The organism is Thermus thermophilus HB8 (genome assembly GCF_000091545.1).
GTDB lineage: Bacteria > Deinococcota > Deinococci > Deinococcales > Thermaceae > Thermus > Thermus thermophilus.
On the sequence record NC_006461.1, the window covers coordinates 1,736,134 to 1,750,239 of the forward strand.

The 14,106-nt window shown below is 69.9% G+C and carries 16 protein-coding genes; 8 read left to right on the plus strand and 8 right to left on the minus strand.

The annotated features are described in order from the left end of the window. Positions 1-16 precede the first annotated feature (16 nt). The 3 genes from TTH_RS09390 to TTH_RS09400 are packed head-to-tail and all read left to right on the plus strand — an operon-like array spanning position 17 to position 2,555. The gene (locus TTH_RS09390) at positions 17-361 is read left to right on the plus strand and encodes a hypothetical protein (protein ID WP_011228958.1); all 345 of its coding nucleotides are present in this window, start codon (positions 17-19) and stop codon (positions 359-361) included. Positions 362-386: 25 nt separating this feature from the next. Further along, positions 387-2,078 (plus strand): M3 family oligoendopeptidase, encoded by a 1,692-nt coding sequence (locus tag TTH_RS09395; protein WP_011228959.1) that lies wholly within the window; start codon positions 387-389, stop codon positions 2,076-2,078. A gap of 24 nt (positions 2,079-2,102) precedes the next feature. Then, positions 2,103-2,555: an arsenate reductase ArsC gene (locus tag TTH_RS09400; protein WP_011228960.1), complete on the plus strand. Its 453-nt coding sequence runs from the start codon at positions 2,103-2,105 to the stop codon at positions 2,553-2,555. Here the strand turns inward: TTH_RS09400 and ubiE are convergent. Continuing rightward, positions 2,552-3,256: a bifunctional demethylmenaquinone methyltransferase/2-methoxy-6-polyprenyl-1,4-benzoquinol methylase UbiE gene (gene ubiE / locus TTH_RS09405; protein ID WP_164926077.1), complete on the minus strand. Its 705-nt coding sequence runs from the start codon at positions 3,254-3,256 to the stop codon at positions 2,552-2,554. The two genes, TTH_RS09400 and ubiE, sit on opposite strands and share 4 nt — an antisense overlap. A gap of 49 nt (positions 3,257-3,305) precedes the next feature. Between ubiE and TTH_RS09410 the strand changes: the two genes are divergently transcribed. Together TTH_RS09410 and TTH_RS09415 are read left to right on the plus strand one after the other, a co-directional pair. Beyond that, entirely contained in the window at positions 3,306-5,120 is a 1,815-nt protein-coding gene (locus tag TTH_RS09410) for an ABC transporter permease (protein WP_011228962.1), read from the plus strand. Continuing rightward, positions 5,117-6,040: an ABC transporter permease gene (locus TTH_RS09415; protein ID WP_011228963.1), complete on the plus strand. Its 924-nt coding sequence runs from the start codon at positions 5,117-5,119 to the stop codon at positions 6,038-6,040. Before TTH_RS09410 ends, TTH_RS09415 begins: the two co-directional genes overlap by 4 nt. Here the strand turns inward: TTH_RS09415 and TTH_RS09420 are convergent. From TTH_RS09420 to TTH_RS09440, 5 genes are read right to left on the minus strand one after another with little or no spacing between them, the layout of a single operon-like run. Beyond that, positions 6,028-6,285 carry a hypothetical protein gene (locus TTH_RS09420; protein ID WP_011173881.1) on the minus strand — a complete coding sequence of 86 codons (258 nt, stop codon included), beginning with the start codon at positions 6,283-6,285 and terminating at the stop codon, positions 6,028-6,030. The genes TTH_RS09415 and TTH_RS09420 overlap by 13 nt on opposite strands. Next, a complete protein-coding gene (locus TTH_RS09425; protein WP_011173882.1) occupies positions 6,282-6,818 on the minus strand; it encodes a flavin reductase family protein in 537 nt (178 codons plus the stop codon). Before TTH_RS09425 ends, TTH_RS09420 begins: the two co-directional genes overlap by 4 nt. After that, positions 6,815-7,582 (minus strand): PSP1 domain-containing protein, encoded by a 768-nt coding sequence (locus TTH_RS09430; protein ID WP_011228964.1) that lies wholly within the window; start codon positions 7,580-7,582, stop codon positions 6,815-6,817. The genes TTH_RS09425 and TTH_RS09430 overlap by 4 nt, the downstream gene beginning before the upstream one ends. Further along, complete coding sequence (locus TTH_RS09435; RefSeq protein ID WP_011228965.1) at positions 7,579-8,385, minus strand: DNA polymerase III subunit delta'; 807 nt, start codon at positions 8,383-8,385, stop codon at positions 7,579-7,581. Before TTH_RS09435 ends, TTH_RS09430 begins: the two co-directional genes overlap by 4 nt. Then, positions 8,352-9,074, minus strand: coding sequence for a metallophosphoesterase family protein (locus TTH_RS09440; protein WP_011228966.1), 723 nt, complete (start codon positions 9,072-9,074; stop codon positions 8,352-8,354). The genes TTH_RS09435 and TTH_RS09440 overlap by 34 nt, the downstream gene beginning before the upstream one ends. Positions 9,075-9,088: 14 nt before the next feature. On the opposite strand from TTH_RS09440, the gene TTH_RS09445 reads away from it, so the two are divergent. From TTH_RS09445 to TTH_RS09455, 3 genes are read left to right on the plus strand one after another with little or no spacing between them, the layout of a single operon-like run. Continuing rightward, complete coding sequence (locus TTH_RS09445) at positions 9,089-9,718, plus strand: hypothetical protein (protein WP_011173885.1); 630 nt, start codon at positions 9,089-9,091, stop codon at positions 9,716-9,718. Positions 9,719-9,728: 10 nt separating this feature from the next. Beyond that, on the plus strand, positions 9,729-9,929 hold the full coding sequence (locus tag TTH_RS09450; protein ID WP_011173886.1) for a hypothetical protein: 201 nt from the start codon (positions 9,729-9,731) through the stop codon (positions 9,927-9,929). Between the two features lie 58 nt (positions 9,930-9,987). After that, positions 9,988-11,307, plus strand: a complete 1,320-nt coding sequence (locus TTH_RS09455; RefSeq protein ID WP_011228967.1) for an S-layer homology domain-containing protein — start codon at positions 9,988-9,990, stop codon at positions 11,305-11,307. Between the two features lie 8 nt (positions 11,308-11,315). On the opposite strand, the gene TTH_RS09460 is transcribed toward TTH_RS09455, so the two are convergent. Further along, positions 11,316-12,689 (minus strand): S8 family peptidase, encoded by a 1,374-nt coding sequence (locus TTH_RS09460; protein WP_011228968.1) that lies wholly within the window; start codon positions 12,687-12,689, stop codon positions 11,316-11,318. Beyond that, positions 12,686-13,957 (minus strand): carboxypeptidase-like regulatory domain-containing protein, encoded by a 1,272-nt coding sequence (locus tag TTH_RS09465; RefSeq protein WP_011228969.1) that lies wholly within the window; start codon positions 13,955-13,957, stop codon positions 12,686-12,688. Before TTH_RS09465 ends, TTH_RS09460 begins: the two co-directional genes overlap by 4 nt. Positions 13,958-14,106 lie beyond the last annotated feature (149 nt).

Sequence of the window (14,106 nt, forward strand, 5' to 3'; positions counted from 1 at the left end):
TTTCGGGAGGCCTTTCGTGCGTAGGCTCGCGCCCCTCCTCCTCTTCCTCCTCCCCGCCCTCGCCCAGAAGCCGGTCCTCGGCCTGGCGCTGGAGGGCCAGGCCCTCCCCATCGGCCTTGTGGGCTTCGCCCGGCTGGAGCAGGGGGGGTACCTCCTCGAGGCCCGGGCCGGTTGGGAGCTTCTGGGCGGGGCCTTCGCGGACCTCGCCGACCGCTCCTGGAACACCGACCTCCCCCTCTGGGGCAGGGTGGCCCTCCCCCTGGACCCCGCCTTTTGGGAAGGGGTGCCCCCGGAGGGCGCGGGCTTCCTCGCCCTCGTCCTCCTAAGGCTCCGCGTCTACCTGGAACCCCCCGGCTTCTGACCGGCGGGTCAGGTATAGTGGGGCCATGGAAACCACCTGGGACCTCACCCCCCTCTTCCCCGGCCTGGAAAGCCCCGAGTTCCAGAGGGCCTGGGAGGGCCTGAAGGGGAGGATCGGCGAGCTCAAGGGGCTTCTTGAGCGGGAGGCCCCCCTCCCCGAGGTCCTCGCCGCTCTGGACGCCTTCCTGGAGGAGGCCACCCCCCTCCGGGCCTACCTCTACGCCCGCTACAGCGCCGACACCCGGGACGAGGCCGCCCTCGCCAAGCTCTCCGAGCTGGAGATCCTCTTCCTGGACTTCCAGCGCCTAAGGCCCCGCCTCACCCGCTACCTGGCCCTGAAGGACCCCGAGGAAGCCGGGCCCCACCGCCTCCTGGTGGAGGAGGCCAAGGAGGAGGCCCTGCACATGATGCCCGAGGGGGAGGAGGTCCTGGCGGCGGAGCTTTCCCTCTCGGGGAGGGCGGCTTGGGACAAGCTCCACGAGAGCCTCACCAGCCAGATCACCGCGGTGGTGGACGGGGAGGAGATGCCCATCACCAAGGTGCGGAACCTCTACTTCCACCCCGAGGAAGAGGTGCGGAAGAAGGCCTACGAGGCCGAGCTCAAGGCCTGGGAGGCCCACGAGGTGCCTCTGGCCTTCGCCCTAAACGGGGTGAAGGGAGAGGCCTCGGTCCTCAACCGGAGGCGGGGCTATAGGGACGACCTCGAGCCCACCCTCCACGAAAACCGCATCACCAGGAAGGCCCTAAAGGCCATGCAGGAGGCGGTAGGGGAGAGCCTTCCCCTCTTCCGCCGCTACTTCCTCCTCAAGGCCAGGGCCCTCGGCAAGGAGCGCCTGGACTGGTGGGACCTCTTCGCCCCCCTGGGCCGGGGAAGGCGCTGGAGCCTGGAGGAGGCCCGGGCCTTCATCCCGGCCAAGCTCGCCGCCTTGGTGCCGAACGCCGCCAAGGTGGCGGAGATGGCCTTCCACGAGCGCTGGATGGACCTCCTCCCCCGAAAGGGCAAGGTGGGCGGGGCCTACTGCATGGCCCGGGGCGGGGGGAAGAGCCTCATCCTCGCCAACTACGAGGAGAGCTTTGAGTCCGTCTCCACCCTGGCCCACGAGCTGGGCCACGCCTACCACAACTTCGCCCTCAAGGAGGCCCCGGCCTCCCTCCGCCGGGTCCCCATGACCCTGGCGGAGACGGCGAGCATCATGAACGAGACCCTGGTGGTGGAGGCGGCCCTCAAGGAGGCCTCCCCCGAGGAGGGCCTCCTCATCCTGGACGCCTACCTCCAGGGGGCGGCCCAGGTGGTGGTGGACATCCATAGCCGCTTCCTCTTTGAGTCCTGGGTCTTCCAAAGGCGCAAGGCGCGGGAGCTTTCCCCAAGGGAGTTCAAGGAGCTCATGCTCAAGGCCCAGGAGGAGGCCTACGGGGAGGCCCTCGCCACCCGCCACCCCTACATGTGGGCGGTGAAGGGGCACTACTACGGGGCCGACTTCTACAACTACCCCTACACCTTCGGCCTCCTCTTCGGGCTTGCCGTCTACCAGGAGGCCAAGGAGGACCCCGGCTTCGCCGGGCGCTACGAGGCCCTCCTCGCCGAGTCCGGCCGCTACCGGGCCAAGGAGCTCGCCCTCCGCTTCGGCTTTGACCTGGAAAGCGTGGACTTCTGGCGCCGGGGGATAAGGGTCCTCGAGGAGAAGGTGGCCCAGCTTGAGCGCATGATCTCCCCCTGACCGAGGGGGGCTAGGCTTTGGAGGATGCGGGTCCTCGTCCTCTGCACCCACAACTCCGCCCGGAGCCAGATGGCGGAGGCCTGGCTCAAGCACTTCGCCCGGGAGCTTGGGGTGGACCTCGAGGTCCACTCCGCGGGCACGGAGAAGGCCTTCGTGAAGGAGGAGGCCAAGCGGGTCATGGCCGAGGTGGGGCTGGACCTCTCGGGCCACTTCTCCAAGACCCTCCTCGAGGTCCCCGACCCCTGGGACTTCGGCCTCGTCCTCACCGTGTGCGACCAGGCCAAGGAGGCCTGCCCCGCCTACCCCGCAAGGACCGAGAGGCGCCACGTCTCCTTCCCCGACCCCACGGGGAAACCCCTGGAGGAGTGGCGCAAGGTGCGGGACGCCCTCGGGCGGATGGCCCGCTTCCTGGTGGAAGCCCTCAAGGAGGGAAGGCTTCCCAGCGACGAGGAGCTGAGGCAAGCGGCCAGGCTTTAGGGCCTGTCCCCCACGTGGATGGCCGCCACCCCGAAGGTGAGGAGCTCGTAGCGCACGGAAAACCCCGCCGCCGCCATCATGGCCTTCAGGGCCTCAGGAGCGGGGAAGGCCTCCACGCTTTCCGGAAGGTAGCGGTAGGCCCCGAAGTTCCCCGAAATAAGCCCCCCGAGGAAAGGGAGGACCCGCTGGAAGTAGACCCGGTAGACGAGGCCAAAGGCCCCCTTAGGGGGCGGGGGAAACTCCAGAACCACGAGCCTCCCCCCGGGGGCCAGGACCCGGTAAAGCTCCCTTAGGGCCTTTTCGTAATCGGCGAAGTTGCGGAAGCCGAAGGCGATGGTCACCGCGTCAAAGGCCCCGTCGGGAAAGGGGAGGGCGAGGGCGTCCGCCTCGAGGAAGCGGACCTCGAGGCCCCTCGCCTCCGCCTTCCTGCGGGCGATCGCCAGCATGGGCGGGGCGAAGTCCGCCCCCACCACCTCCGCCCCGGGGGCCCTTTCCTTGAGCATGAGGGCCAGGTCCCCCGTCCCCGTGGCCAGGTCCAGGATGCGCCTTGGGGCCTTCTCCAGGGCCAGGTCCACCGCCCGCCTGCGCCAGCGGAGGTCCGCCCCGAAGGAGAGGAGGCGGTTCAGGAGGTCGTAGCGGGGGGCGATCTCCGAGAACATCCGCCGCACCCTTTTCGCCTTTTCCTCCGGGGAAGCCGCCACGAGGGGAGTCTAGCACGAAAGGCCACCCCCTTAGGGTAAAATCCTCCGCGTGTTGACGGACCGCAAGCGCCTGGGGCTTCTCGTCCTCCTGGGAGGCGGGGTCACCCTCCTCCTCTGGTACCTGGCCCCCTGGGCCGTGCCCCATCGGATCTTCGGCGGGGAGGGGGTGCTCCTCAACCCCTTCGGCCACCACCTGCCCCAAGGCCGCCTCCCCCAGGGCTACCAGGACGCCTGGCTCTACCCCGTCTTCTACCTCTCCCTGGCCTGGCTTGCCTTAAGCCTCCTCCTCCCCTGGACCCGGGCGGGCGTCCGGGGGCTCTACTGGGCCGGGGCCTTGGGCCTAGGGCTCTTCCTCCTCACCTACCTCCTCTTTCAGGGGAGCGTGGCCCAGGCGAACGCCGGGGCGGAAAGGCCCCTCCTGCGCCGCTTTAGCCTGGGCCTTGGGAGCTACGCCACCCTGGCCTACGGCCTCTACCTCCTCCTCCTCGCCCGGGTGTTCTCCCCGGGGGGGCTCGCCTTTTTGGTGCGGAGGCGGGGGCTGGTGGTGCCCCTCTTCTCCCTCCTCCTCGCCTCCCTCCTGGGCGGGGCCATCGTGGCCCTCCTGAAGGAGAACCCAGGGGAGGCGCAAAGCCTCCGTGAAGCCCTCATGCTCAAGCTGGACCTCATCACCTACACCTACCAGCTCCTCTATAGCCCCCTGGTGAACCCCTCCGGGTTCCTCCAGAGTCTCCTCCTCGCCACCCCCCTCGTCTTCACCGGGCTCGCCGTGGCCTTGGGGTTTAGGGGCGGGCTCTTCAACATCGGGGCCCCGGGGCAGCTCATCCTGGGGGCCATCGCCGCCATGCTGGTGGGGGTCTACCTCCCGGGCCCCAGGTGGCTCGTCCTGCCCCTGGCCCTCCTCGCCGCCGCCCTGGCCGGGGGGCTTTGGGGGGCAATCCCGGGCTGGCTCAAGGCCCGCTTCGGGGCCCACGAGGTGATCAACACCATCATGTTCAACTACATCGCGGCGAGCCTCTTCCTCTTCCTCATCTCCGCCAACGAGTACAAGTTCTTCGGAAAGACCCTGTACCTCCCCTTCAAGTACCCGGGCTACGAGGCCCGGAGCTACGAGATCCGGCCCGAGGCCCGCATCCCCCACTGGACCGACCTCGTGGCCCCCGGCGGGGAGCTCTCCTTCGCCCTGCCCCTCGCCCTCCTCCTGGGGGTTTTGGGCTACTTCCTGGTGCGGAAGAGCCTGGGCCACCGGGTCCTCGCCGCCACGCTCCTTGGGGTCTTGGGCTACGGCGTGGGGGGGCTTCTTCCCGGCCCCCAGGTGGCCTTCGGCCCCGACCTCACCTCGGTGCGCCTGAACGGGGCCTTCCTCCTCGCCCTCCTCGCCCTCCTCTTCTTCCACTTCTACGTCTTCCGCCACGTGGGGGGGTACGAGCTCAGGGCCCTGGGCCTCGCCCCCAAGGCGGCGGAGTACGGGGGCGTGGCGGTGGGGCGGAAGGTGGTCCTCGTGATGTTCCTCTCCGGGGCCTTGGCGGGCCTCGCCGCCGCCCACTACGTCCTGGGCGGGGGGATTGACGAGTACCGGCTGAAGCAGTCCCTCCCCTACTCCGTGGGCTTTGACGGGATCGCCGTGGCCCTCATGGGGCAGAACACCCCCCTTGGGGTGGGGCTCGCCGCCTGGCTTTTCGGCATCCTCCTCACCGGGGGGCTCCAGGTGAACCTGCAGCTCGGCATCAGCCGGGAGCTGGTGGCGGTGCTCCAGGCCCTCATCGTCCTCTTCATCGCCGCCGGGGGCTTCCTCCCCCGGTACTTCACCGACCCCCTAAGGGCCGCGGAGGTGGAGCTCAAGGCGGAAAAGGAGGTGAAGGAATGAGCCTGGACGCCGCCTTCCTCACCGCGCTTCTCCTCTCCACCCTGCGCCAGACGGCGCCCCTCCTCCTCACCGCCCTCGGGGGGATGTTCTCGGAGAGGAGCGGGGTGGTGAACATCGCCCTCGAGGGCATCCTCCTCTTCGGCGCCCTCACGGCGGCGGTGGTGGTGGAGCGCCTCGAGGCCGCCTTAGGCCCCGGGCCCCACCCCTGGCTCCCCTGGGTGGGGGTGCTCGCCGCCATGGGGGTAGGGGGCCTGGTGGCCTTCGTCCACGCCCTGGTCTCCATCAAGTACCGCGCCGACCAGATCATCAGCGCCACGGCCATCAATCTCCTGGCCCTAGGCGCCCCGAGCCTCGTCCTCACCTACTTCTACGGCAACGCCACGAGCTCCAAGGAGGTGGCGAACCGCCTCCCCCTCTGGGGCCCCGAGGGCTTCCAGCTTTCCCCCTTGGTCTACGTGGCCTTCCTCCTCGTGCCCCTCACCTGGTGGGTCCTCTTCAAGACCCCCTTCGGCCTCCGCCTGCGGGCCGTGGGGGAGCACCCCGAGGCCGCCGACACCCTCGGGGTGAACGTCCACCGCATGCGCTATGTCGGGGTCGTCCTCTCCGGGGTCCTCACGGGCCTCGCCGGGGCCTACCTCTCCATCGGCTTCCTGAACCAGTTCGTGCGGGGGATGTCGGCGGGGATGGGGTTCATCGCCCTGGCGGCCCTCATCTTCGGGAAGTGGCACCCCGTGGGGATCCTCTTCTCCACCCTCCTCTTCGGCTTCGCCTCGGCCCTCGCCATCCAGCTTCAGGGGAGCGAGATCCTCCCTGCCGTCTTGGTCCAGGCCTTCCCCTACGTGGTCACGGTGCTGGTCCTGGCGGGCTTCATCGGCAAAAGCCGTCCCCCGGCCGCCGTGGGCAAGCCCTACGAGAAGTAGGCGCGAAGCCGCCCCAGGCGGTGGAGGAGCCTCAGGCGGCTCCCGTCCCGGAAGACGAGCTCCACCCCGTTTTCCAGAAAAGCGAAGCCCTGGAGGCGCTCCGCCCCCACCCCCTGGGCGAAGCGGGCGTGGGCGTCCGCCCGGAGGTAGAGGAAGCCCTCCTCAAAGAAGACCTGGGCCTCCGTCCCCTGGCGGTTGAAGACCAGGCGGCGCACCTTCTGGGCGAAGGCCTCCGCCTCCCTCACGGCGCAAAGGTCTCCTCGGCGGGGCGCCCGTAGAGGCCCTTGCCGTAGTAGAGGAGGGCAAGGCCGGGCTTAGGCCTTCCCTTCTCGTCCAGGAGGCCTTCCTCCTCCCAGACCGCCACCACCCGGCCCACGAAGAGGTCGTGGTCGCCGAAGGTGTGGACCTCGAGGAGCTCAAGCTCATAGGCGGCGTAGGCCCCCTCCAGGATGGGCACCCCGGTGTGGCCCAGGAAGTGGGGGGCCTGGCCCTTGTCCACCTCCCGGCCCGAGTGGCTTCCCAGCCAGTGGACGAGGTCTTTCTGCCCGAAGGGGTGGAAGCTCGCCGAGAAGCGGCGGGCCTTTAAGAGGAGCCCGTGGGTGAAGCGCTTGGGGCTGATGGAGACCCCGAAGAGGGGGGGGTCGGCGGAGAGGCCCGTGTTCCACACCGCCGGGCAGAAGTTCACCCTCTCCTCCACCCGCACCCCCACCACGGCGGGGACGCCGGGGTAGTAGTGGTAGAAGCCCGGCAAGGGACCCTGCGCCCGGTAGGACCTCATGCCAGATCCTCCTTGGGAACCTCCAAGGTCTTCCCGTCCTCCAGGTGGAGCTCCACCGTGCCCTTCAGGGGGTTCACCTTCTGCACCTTGCCGCAGAGGCCGGCCTTGGTGCAGACCCGGGCGTTTTTCCGGGGAAGCTCCTTGAGAAGCTCCTGGTAGACGGGGTGCTCGTAGGTGAGGCAGCAGAGAAGCCTCCCGCAGGGGCCCGAGATCTTCTCCGGGTTCAGGGGAAGCTGCTGGTCCCGGGCGAGCTTGATGGACACCTGGGCGAAGCCCTGGAGCCAGGTGGAGCAGCAGGACTCCATGCCGCAGGCCCCCAAGGTCCCAAGGTACTGGGCCTCCTCCCGGGGGCCTTCGGCCACGAACTCAATCCGGGCCCCCAGGGCGCGGGCGAGCTCGGGGGCAAAGCGCCTCAGGTTCACCCGCTCCTCGGCGCTGTAGTGGATGACGAGGTGGCGGCCGTCCAGGGTGAAGTCGCACCCCAGGACCTTGGCCCGCACCCCCTCCTCCCGGAACCGGGCCCGGACGAAGTGGAGGGCCTCCTCCGCCCGGGCGCGGAGCCTCGCGGCCCGGTCCAGGTCCTCCTTGGAGGCGAGCCGCACCACCTCCCCCGAGGCCGGCCGGTCCACGGGGGGGGTGCGGACCCGGCCCACCTCCAGCCCCCGCCCGGTGCGGACCACCACGAAGGCGTCCACGGGCGGGGCCTCCCCCCGGAAGCGGACGTAGCGGAGGACGGGGGTGCGGAAGCGTACGCCCACGGTCATGTCTCTAAGTCTAAGGCCAGCCGGGCGAGGACCAGCTCGGGGCTCACGTACCCCTCCAGGGCCTCCCGCGCCCGCTCCAGGGCAAGGAGGTGCTCCGGGCGCTTTAGGACGGCGTGGAGGGCGTGGACCCCCTCCTCCTCGGCCAAAAGCTCCCGAAGCAAAGCGAGGCGCTCCAGGGGCGGGGCTTTCAGGACCCTTTGCGCCCTGGCCATGCGGGCCCGGTACCCCTCCGGGTCCTGGAGGGCCCTAAGGAGGCGGCCCGGGGCCCCGGCGGCGTAGCGGAGGAGCTCCGGGTCCTGGGTGAGGGCGCGCAGGGCCTCCTCGGGCACGGGGGCGAAGGCCACCTCCGTGGCCCGGGAGGCCAGGGTGGGGAGGAGGGTGGCGCGGCTTGGGGCGATGAGGACGATGCGGGCGTAGGAAGGGGGCTCCTCCAGGAGCTTGAGGAGGGCGTTGGCCGCGGCCTCGGTGAGGAGGTGGGCCGAGTCCAGGATGGCCACCTTCACCCGCTCCCGGGGGTGGCTGGAGCACCACTCCAAGAGGGGCGCCACCTCCTCCAGCCGCACCTCGGCCCGGCCCCGGAGGTCCCGGGCCTTGGGCCCCACCTCGAGGACGTCCGGGTGCTCCCCCAGGGAGGGCGGGGGGAAGCCGCGGTTGAGCCCCCAGGCGTACCAGCGGGCCACGGTGCGCCGCCCCACCCCCTCGGGGCCGGAGAAGAGCAGGGTCTGGGCGGTGAGGCGGGGAAGGAGGGCGAGAACGGCCTCGTGCCCGATTATTGCCCCAGGGTGAGCCGGGTGTAGAGCCATGGGGGAAAGCCCTCCTCCGCAAGGCGGGCGGCCACGCGCTCCAGGTCGTAGGCCACCCGGTAGAAGGCGATCCGGTCCCCCTCCCAAAGGGCGAAGGCCGCCCCCGGGACCCCGTCCCTGGGCTGGCCCACGGAGCCCGGGTTCACCAGGGCCCGCACCGAGGGGGGGAGGACGAGCTCCCCCCCTTCGGGGAAGGCCTGGTAGCGCACCCAGGGGCGGGGGCCCTGGAGCTCCAGAAAGGCCCCCGCCAGGTGGGTGTGCCCGTGGAAGGCGAGCCGGGCCTCGCTGCAGCGGAAGGCCTGCCGGGCGGGGGCCAGGTCGTCCAGGTACTCCCAGGGGTCGCAGGGGCTTCCGTGGACGAGGAGCGCCCCCTCCACCTCCCGCTGCCAGGGCCAGGAGGCGAGGAAGGCGAGGTTTTCGGGGGAGAGGCGGCCCCTTTGCCACTCCAGGATCTCCAGCACCACGCCCTCCACGGGGAGCCGGTCCAGGGCGAGGAGCCAGGCGTCGTGGTTCCCCAGGACGCACTCCGCCCCTACCTCCCGGAGCCAGCCGAGCACCCGGTCCCCATCCGGGTAGTAGCCCACCGCGTCCCCCAGAAAGAGCACCCGGTCAAAGGGGGGGGCGGCCTGGAGCACCGCCTCCAGGGCGGGCCAGTTCCCGTGGATGTCGGAGAGGACCAGGTGGCGCACGGGGTTAGAATAGCATGGGCATGGCCTCGGACCTTTTGGAACGGCTGAGCGAGGACCTCGAGGTCCTCTCCCTCCACACCCGCGCCTACCTGGACGAGTTCGGCACCCTTCTTTGCTATCTGGAGGGGGGAAGGGGCGGGGGCACCACCCTCCTCCACGCCCCCTACACCGAGGCCCTCCCCGTGCTCCAGGCCCTAAACGGCCTCGCCTTCCGGGGCCGGGTCCTCCTCGCCCTGGACCCCTCCCCCCTCTCCCCCACCCTGGAGGGCCTCCCCCTCACCGGGCCCACCCGCGCCCCCCTGGAGCACCTCCTCCGCCGCCACCGCCCGGACCGCCTCCTCCTGGCCTTTTACGGGCAAGGCCTGGGGCGGGGCTTCCCCGGGGGGAAGGAGACGGAGGCGGGCTGGCGGCCCCTCGAGGCCGAGGGCGCGCCCCTCCACCTCCGGGTGCGAAGCCCCACGGGCCTCCTCTACCCCGAGCGCCGGGCCTACCCCGCCTGGGAGAGCCCGCCCCTCCCCGTGGACCTGCCCGAGACCGAGGGCCCCTACCTCGGGGGGGTAGGGCGGGCCCTGGGGGTTCCCACCTACGGGGTGGGGCTGGTAGACTTGAAGGCGAGCTTGGAGGCGCTTTTCCGCCTCTTCTAGGGAGGGAAGTATGGTGTACATCGCGCTGTTCGCCCTGGGTGCGGCCCTGGTGACCCTCTTCTTCTACCTCATCCTCAACCCGCGGGTCCTCACCACGGAAGGGGAGACCTTTGACCTCAGGTTCGTCCTCTTTATGCTCCTCCTCATCCTCCTGGCCGCGGGCACCGTGGCCCTGATGCTCCTCATCGGAAAGGCCCACCACCTGCTCTGAGAACGAGGAAGGCACTCTGGGGGCACCTTGCCCTCCAGGTTGATTATTGGAGGAACTCATGAAGCAGCTTCGCTACTTGTTGGTCCTGAGCCTCGTCGGGGGCACCCTAAGCTTGTCGCAAAGTCAGGATGCCCCCCCTTCCCCTTGGGCCGAGGAAGCGGTGAGGATCCTTGTGGCGAAAGGAGTCTTCATCGGATACCCTGACGGCTCCTTCCGCTGGCGGGAACCCATGACCCGCCAAGAAGCAGCGTTGGCCCTTTACCGCCTACTGGCCGCCTATGGGCTAGACCGGCTTTCCCCCGAGGAGGTGGACCGCCTCCTCAAAGGGGTGGAGGCCTTGCAGAAGGACCTCGAGGCCCAGGCCCGGTCCCTGGCCGCCCTCAAAGAGGAGAAGGAGGCCCTGGAGACCAGGGTACGGGAGCTGGAGGCCAAGCCCGGGGCGGACCCCGAAGCCCTCGAGGCCCTCCGCAAGGAGAAGGACGACCTGGCCCGGCGGGTTCAGGCCCTGGAGGAGGCCCTAAAGGTCCTCGAGGCCGCGCAAAAGGCCCTGGAGGCAAAAAGGCTTGAGGAAAACCTCAAGGGGACGGAAGCCTCCCTGAAGACTCTGGAGGAGCGCCTTAAGGCCCTGGAAGCCCGCCCCCAGGCCGACCCCAAGGAGGTGGAGGCCCTGAGGCGGGCCCAGGAGGAGCTTAAAGGCCGCCTCGAGGCCCTGGAGAAGGCCCGCTCCGCCCAGGAGGAGGCCCTAAGGCGCCTGGAAGAGGCCCTAAAGGACCTCCCCGAAGCCACGCGCCTGGCCCAGGAGGCCCAAGACCGCCTGCAAGCCCTGGAGCCCCGCCTCCAGAGGGCCGAGGAAGGCCTGGAGGCCTTGGAGAACCGGGTCCGGTCCTTGGAGGAAAGGCTTAAAGCTCTGGAGGCCGCCCAGGCCCAGGACCAGGCCCGCCTGAAAGCCCTGGAGGAGGAGGTGGCCGCCCTCAAGCGCGCCCTCACCCCAAGCCGCCTCCCCCTCCACCTGGGCCTCGCCCTCTACCAGGGGGACGTGCAGAGGGACTGGCATGGCCGCCTCTTCCTGGGCCACGACGCCCTCATTGGCCCCTTGGGCCTGCGCTTGGCCTACGAGGCCCCCTTCGCCGAGCCCGCCCAGGGCCTCGCCAGCCTGGACCTCACCTTCCGCGCCTCCTACGGCGACCTGGACGGTTACTTTGGGGTAGGAGGGGGGCTTTACCTGGGTGGCCCCTCCTTCGGCCAGCTCCTGGTGGGCGCCGGGTTCCGCCTGGTACCCCACTTAAGCCTCTTCCTGGAAGGCCACCAGCGCTACCTCTTTGACAGCCAGGCCAGCCAGCGCTCCACCATAGCTTTCGGCCTGGCCCTGCGGCTCTAAGCAAATCCCTAGGGCAGAGAAAAGGTCAGGGGAAGAAGGCAAGAGAAGCCCGGAGTCAGGCTTAAGCTTTGCTCCAGAAACCACCTTCCCTGAGGGGTAGAAAGGGCGAGGGTGAGCTTGTAGTCCCCTGGGGGCAGTTGAAGCAACCTTGCCTCCCCTTGAGCGTTGGTCCTCGCGAAAAAGGCCACGGGTCCCACGAGGGTCACGTCCACATCCGAGGCGGGCACACCCTCCCAGGACACCCGCAGATAGAGGCAGGCAGGCCGCTGAGAATAGGAAGCCTGAAGGGCCAAAAGGGCATCCGGCCCAGAGCCGGCCTTTAGGGCCTGATACACGTGAAAAGGTTCCATAAAGGAGTTGCGGGCTTTGATGAGGGCCGCGATCCCGCTCACGATGGGGCTGGCCATGGAGGTCCCGCTAAGGAGGCTATACCCTCCTCCCGGAACGGCCGAGTAGATCCGCACCCCCGGGGCCCACACACCTACCCAGGACCCCCGGTTACTAAACCAGGCCGGCCTGCCCTGGCCGTCCGCCGCCCCCACGGCGATCACCCCGGGAAGGCCCGCAGGATAAAAGCGGGCCACACTCCCCTGGTTGCCCGCGGCGGCCACCACCACCACCTGACGCTCCAGGGCGTAGTTAATGGCCTCATGAAGTAGGTACGAATAGGCGGTGCCCCCGAAGGAGAGGTTGATGACCCTTGCCCCCTGGTCCACGGCCCAAACGATGGCCTGGGCCACCCGGAAGTCCCCGACGTAGTTCGGGGAGAAGACCCGCACCGGGCGAAGGAGGGCCTCCGGGGCCACCCCCACGCCCTCCCCCACCGCCAGCCCGGCCACGTGGGTCCCGTGCATCTCTCCAAGACTCTCATCGGCGTCCGGCGGAAGGGGCAGGCCCGTGGCCGCGTCCAAACCCTCCAGCACCCGCCCCCGAAGGGCGGGGTGGGTGGCGTCTACCCCCGTGTCCAACACCGCCACCTGTACCCCGGCCCCGGTGGAGACCCCCCAGGCCTCCTCCGCCCGCACCGCCTCCAGGTGCCAGGCGTAGGGGCTCACCCCCTGGGGCTGCAGGCCCTCTGGGAGGGGCCGGTAGTCCCTTTGACCCTCCTCCTCCACGTACCGCAGCCCCAAGGGGCGGAGCCGCTCCTTGGCCTCGGCCAAAGGAAGGGCACGTGGAAGCCCCAACCGGGCGGCCCGAAGGGTCTCAAGCCAGACCACCTCCCTTGCCCCTAGGGCCTGGGCGGCGGCCTCCACCTGGGCCTCCGTCTCATAACCGAGGACCAGGGCAGAAGGGGGGAAGGGGTCCTTGCCCCCGTGGGAAGGCAGCCCCGGGCCGCCGCAGGCGGCCAACGTCACCAGGAGAATCCAGCTCCACCTCCTCACGGCCTCACCTCAAAGTTCACGCTGGGCCCCGGAACGGCGATCCCCGAAAGGCTCCCCTGCCGATCGGCGGCCACGCTGTAGGCCCTGGGATTTTCCGGGTCGTCCACGGCGTACGCCAGGTAGAGCTCAAAGGTGTAGGGCCTCCCCGGGAGGAGGGGAGGAGGCTGGACCTCTGTCCCCTGGGTCACCCCCAGAAAGAGCCCTCCTCCCGTGAGCTGGTCCCACACCACCGGCTGGAAGGCGAAGGAAAGCCCGCTCCCACCCCCCTCCACGGCCCAGGCGAGCCGCGGGGTGGGACCCGTGACCTCCCCTTCCCCGGGAGAGGAGATGCTCACGGACAAAGGGGGAAGAGGCGTGGTGCAGGTGTAGGCTTGGGTTTCCGGACCCCTCACCCAGTAGCACACCCGCTCCCCGGGGCGAAGTCCGGGCCCGGCATCGGTGAAGGCCGTCGTCCCCTGGGGGAGGTAGGCCACCTCCTGAACCCCCACTTCCGTTTCCCGGAAGATCCTAAAAGGCCCCTCCCCCCCCTCCCAGGAGAGCCTCACCAGAAGGCTATACCCTCCTTGAAGCCCCAGGGCCTCCACCCGCCGGGAAAGGGTGTAGGCCACGGCCTTGGCCCACCGGGGCCCCCCCTGGCCCGCCCTTCCGGGAAGCCATAGGGGCAGACGAAGCTCCACCCGATTGTTGTTGGCGTCGTAGCCCACCAGGAAGAGGGTGGTGGCCCCGGAAAGCCCCCTGGGGTCCAGGAGGCGGTAGCCGGTGTCCCGCGTCTCCTCCAAATAGAGGTGCTCCCCCACCCCCACCGACAGGGTCCCGGGCACGTAGCCGAGCCCCGTCAGAAGGGCCAGGGGAGAAAGACCCTCCTGGGGGAAGAGGCGGGCCCGGTAGCGCAAAAGCCCCCCCTCCACCCCCGCCTCGGCCTCCAGCAGGGGGGGCCTCCTGGGCCACCCCGGGCGGAAGGGGGAGAGGGCCACCAGGCCCAGGAGCTGAGGCCCCGGGGCCAGGGAGAGGCCCCGCACCTCGCTCCCCGCCAAGCCCTCCCCCTCCACCCAAGCCCGGTAATCCCCTGGCGGCACGTGAAGGTGGAAGCTCCCCCCCCCGTCCGTCCGCGCCCCCCAGGCCCCCGAAGGCCCTTCCAGGTACACCCAGGCCCCGGACACGGGGGGCCCCCCGGGGCCCAGACGCAACGCCCCCTGGACCTCCGCCAGGCGCGGGGGGAGGGCGCAGGCCGAAACCAGAAGGAGAAGGCCCACGAGAAGGGGGCGCACGGGAAAAGTATACCCGGCGGGAATCCGCCGGGTACCCCTAAGGGGGTGGGGGCTGTTTTTAGAGGCTACTTACGAAGTACCCTCTCCATCCAGCTCCTCAGCTGTCCTTTATCCAGGGTGGTGCCGATCAGGGCCTCGGTCGTGTAAGG